Origin of the sequence: Halochromatium sp. (assembly GCF_046541315.1) — a bacterium.
In the GTDB taxonomy this organism is placed as follows: Bacteria; Pseudomonadota; Gammaproteobacteria; order Chromatiales; family Chromatiaceae; genus Lamprobacter.
The window spans coordinates 1-3,459 of the sequence record NZ_JBKHDN010000253.1; the positions used below are offsets into that span (position 1 = coordinate 1).

3 protein-coding genes are annotated in these 3,459 nt (G+C 66.8%); all 3 read left to right on the plus strand.

Annotation, left to right across the window (positions count from 1 at the left end; genetic code table 11):
* Positions 1-1,876: DUF349 domain-containing protein (locus tag ACLFQI_RS12655; RefSeq protein ID WP_410759840.1), on the plus strand; the 1,876-nt coding region annotated here is incomplete at its 5' end.
* A 110-nt stretch (positions 1,877-1,986) separates the two neighbouring features.
* Positions 1,987-2,775, plus strand: a complete 789-nt coding sequence (locus ACLFQI_RS12660) for a DUF2189 domain-containing protein (RefSeq protein WP_410759842.1) — start codon at positions 1,987-1,989, stop codon at positions 2,773-2,775.
* A 27-nt stretch (positions 2,776-2,802) separates the two neighbouring features.
* The coding region (locus tag ACLFQI_RS12665) for a sulfotransferase family 2 domain-containing protein (RefSeq protein ID WP_410759844.1) at positions 2,803-3,459 on the plus strand (657 nt) is incomplete at its 3' end.

Consider the following 3,459-nt stretch of genomic DNA (forward strand, 5'->3'; position numbering starts at 1 on the left):
GCCGCCGGCCGCTTCGTCTCAAACAGCCTTGCCGCAGGCAATGCGGCTGCGGGAGATCGACCATCTCCTCGACCGTCTCGAACAACGCCTGCAACGGCATCGCAAACAGCTGACGCGCAAGCTCGAGGCACTGCCCGAGCGGCTCACCGAGCTGGAAGCGCATCTCGACGCCGGCGAGCTGAAAAAGGCCGACCCGCTCTACCAGAGCATCAGCGCGACGCTTGAGCAGGCGCGCTCGGCCGCCATCGGGCGCGAGACCATCGGCGCCATCGACGAACGTCTCAAGCGCATCGCCCCGCAACTGCGCGAGCTGCGCCATTGGCGGCGCTGGAGCACCGATGAGCATCGCGCCCAGCTCTGCGCCGAGGCCGAGGCCCTGGCCGCCGACAGCGAGCATGCCGATGAGCCCAGCATCAACCGCTTGCGGGAACTCAAGGCGCACTGGCAACAGCTCGACCACCAGGGCGCGCCGGCCGACGACGCGCTCTGGGCGCGTTTTCGCCAGGCTGGCGAGCAGATCCGTGCGCGCTGCCGACCCTATCTCGAGGCCCAGGCGGCGCTGCGCAGCGAGAATCGCAAACAGCGCGAGGCCTTGGCCAAGCGTCTCGAGGACTTTCTCGACAAGGTCGACTGGGAGCGTGTCGATTGGAAGAAACTGCATCGCGCCGAACGCGAGATGCGCCAGGCCTGGAACGCCCTGATCGAGGCGCCGGAGATCAAGGCCTCGGAGCCCAAGGCCCTGGGGAGCAAGGCAGCAGGCGCTGACAACCAGGCCGCGCGCGATCGCGCGCTCGAAGGCCGCTTCCGCCGCGCGCTGCGCCGGCTCGACCGCGTCCTGGCCGAGGAGCGCGAGCGCAACCAGGCGCAGAAGCAACGGTTGCTGGAACGGATGCGGGCGCTGGCCGACGAGCCCGATCTGCGCAAGGCGATCGACACCGCCAAGCAACTGCAACAGCAATGGCAGACCACGGTCCCGGCCCGCCACCGCGACGAGAACGCGCTCTGGCAGCAGTTCCGCGCCGCCAGCGACGCGGTCTTCGCGCGCCGCGCCGCCGAATACGAGGCGCGGGGCGCCAGCTTGCGCGAACACCAAGCCACCCGCGAGGCCATCTGCCGGGATCTCCTGGCCCTGGCCGAGTCCGCTGCCATTCGCTCACCCGCCGAGCTGGAGCGCCAGAGCAGCGAACTCAAGCGGCGCTGGAGCGATACCCAGGCCTTGCCGGTGCCGCACCAGGCGCAAGCCGGGCTGAATCGCGCCTGGCGCGAGGCCCTGGCCGCCGTGCGTGAACGCCTGGCGAGCTTGCATGACGCCGAGCGGTGGACCGGCCTCGAGCGTCTCGCGCGCCGCGCCACCTATTGCGACAACGCCGCCCGCCATCTGCTCGCCAGCGCCGTTGCCGACGGGGCTGCCGATGGGGGCGGCGACTGCGAGCGTCTGCAACAGGACTGGCAGGCGTTACCCGTGATCGAGGAGCAACAACTGGCGCGGGCGATCGACGCCGCCTTTGCCAAGGTGCTCGCCAGCTGTCGCGACCCAGGGCAGCGCCCCGCGCTCGGCGCCTTGCTCGAAGAGAACCTGCAAAGACGCGAATCGCTCTGCCTCACCCTCGAGATCGTCGCCCAGGTCGAATCGCCGGAGCGCTTGCAGGCCCAGCGCATGCAGCGCCAGGTCGAGCGCTTGCGTGATCGCATGAGCGAGGGCGAGCCCGGCGTCAACGATGACGTTGGCGTCCTACTGCGCGATTGGTATCTGACCACCCCGGCGGCGGCCTCGGCGGCGTTGCATGCGCGCTTCGAGCGCATCAACCGGGTCCTGCGCGAGGGCGCGAGCGAGCCCGAGCCGAGCCCGGATCTGGTCGCGATCGACATCGAATGATTCCTTGCGTTTCATCAATGATTAGACCAAATTAGGGATGGCGCGGGTAAACGCCGAAAGCGCCCCGCCATTGCCTTTCCAAAACAACGATCGCACCAGAGGATTTCACGATGGAACCAACCAGCGTCGCCGCCGATGTCGCGGCCGAAGAGATCATCGTCAATCAGATCAATCTTTCCCACCCCTGGGAGTGGATCAACAAAGGCTGGCGCGACATGATGAACGCGCGTCGTCACAGCTTCACCTATGGGGCCGTCATCGTCTTGATCAGCGGCCTGATGACGCTCGGCCTGATGCGCGAGGGCCTGTTCTACATCGTGCCCTTCCTCGCCGCTGGCTTCTACCTGCTCGCGCCGATCATCGGCCTCGGCCTCTATCAGATGAGCGCCCGCCTCGAGGCCAACGAGCCGGTCCAGTTTTGCAGCGCGCTCGAGGCCTGGCGGAGGAACCAAGCCCAACTTGGGGTCATCACCGCCGGCCTGTTGATCATCATGCAGCTGTGGATGATGTCCAACTTCGTGCTGTTCGCCCTGCTCTTCGACGGCATGCATCCGCCGTTGGAGAACTTCTTCGGCTCCGTGTTCCTCTCCGGACAGCACAATGCGTTCGCGTTCGCGAGCATCGCGGTCGGCTTCATCCTCGCCTGGGTGGCTTACGCGATCAGCGCCATCTCGGTACCCATGCTGATCGACCGCAAGGTCGATGGCTTCACCGCGATCCGCACCAGCGTCAAGGCGGTGCTCCAAAACTGGGTGCCCATGACGTTCTGGGCCGTGCTCATCGTGTGCTTCATCGGGCTTGGCCTGGCGACCTTCTACATCGGCCTCGCGCTCATGATGCCGCTGCTCGGTCACGCGACCTGGCACGCCTACCGCGACCTGGTGCCGCGCGAGCAATGAGTCTCGGCGTTGCGGCTACAATGTCGCATGCTGCTCTCTTTGAAACACCAGTTCCTGTTCGTCCATATCGCCAAGACCGGCGGCACCAGCGTGCGCGCGGCGCTGGCGCGCCGGCGCTGGGCCGATCCCTGGTATTGGCCGATGTTCGTCTGCAGCCGGCTCAGCCATCTCAGCGGCCATCGCATCGGCAGCAAACTGCCGCGCCACGCCAAGATCATTGCCGCCCAGGAGCTGCTGCCGCGCGAGGTCTTCGCGGCGCTGTTCAAGTTCGCCTTCGTGCGCAACCCCTGGGATCTGCAGGTCAGCTCCTTCCACCATATCCGCCGCGAGCGGCCAAGGTATCTCGGAGGCCATGAGGACTTTGCCGGCTTCCTGCGTTGGAAGCTCGACCCCGAGCGTCCGCCGCAATATCACCTCGACACCTCGATCGCGTTGCAGACCGATTACCTGATCGACCTGCGCGGCAACCTGATCGTCGATTTCATCGGCCGCTATGAACGCCTGGAGCAAGACTTCGGCGAGGCCTGCGCGCGGATCGGCATCGATCCGCCCAAGCTCCCGCATCGCCGCCAGGCCCGCGACCGCAGCACCGATTACCGCGCCTACTACGACGATGAGACCGCCGCGCTGGTCGCGCGGCACTTCGCGCCCGATATCGAACGCCTCGGCTACCGCTTCGATCCC

Excerpts from the sequence above, each read along its gene's own strand:
- ACLFQI_RS12660 (WP_410759842.1), top strand. The coding sequence starts at position 1,987 with ATGGAACCAACCAGCGTCGCCGCCGATGTCGCGGCCGAAGAGATCATC.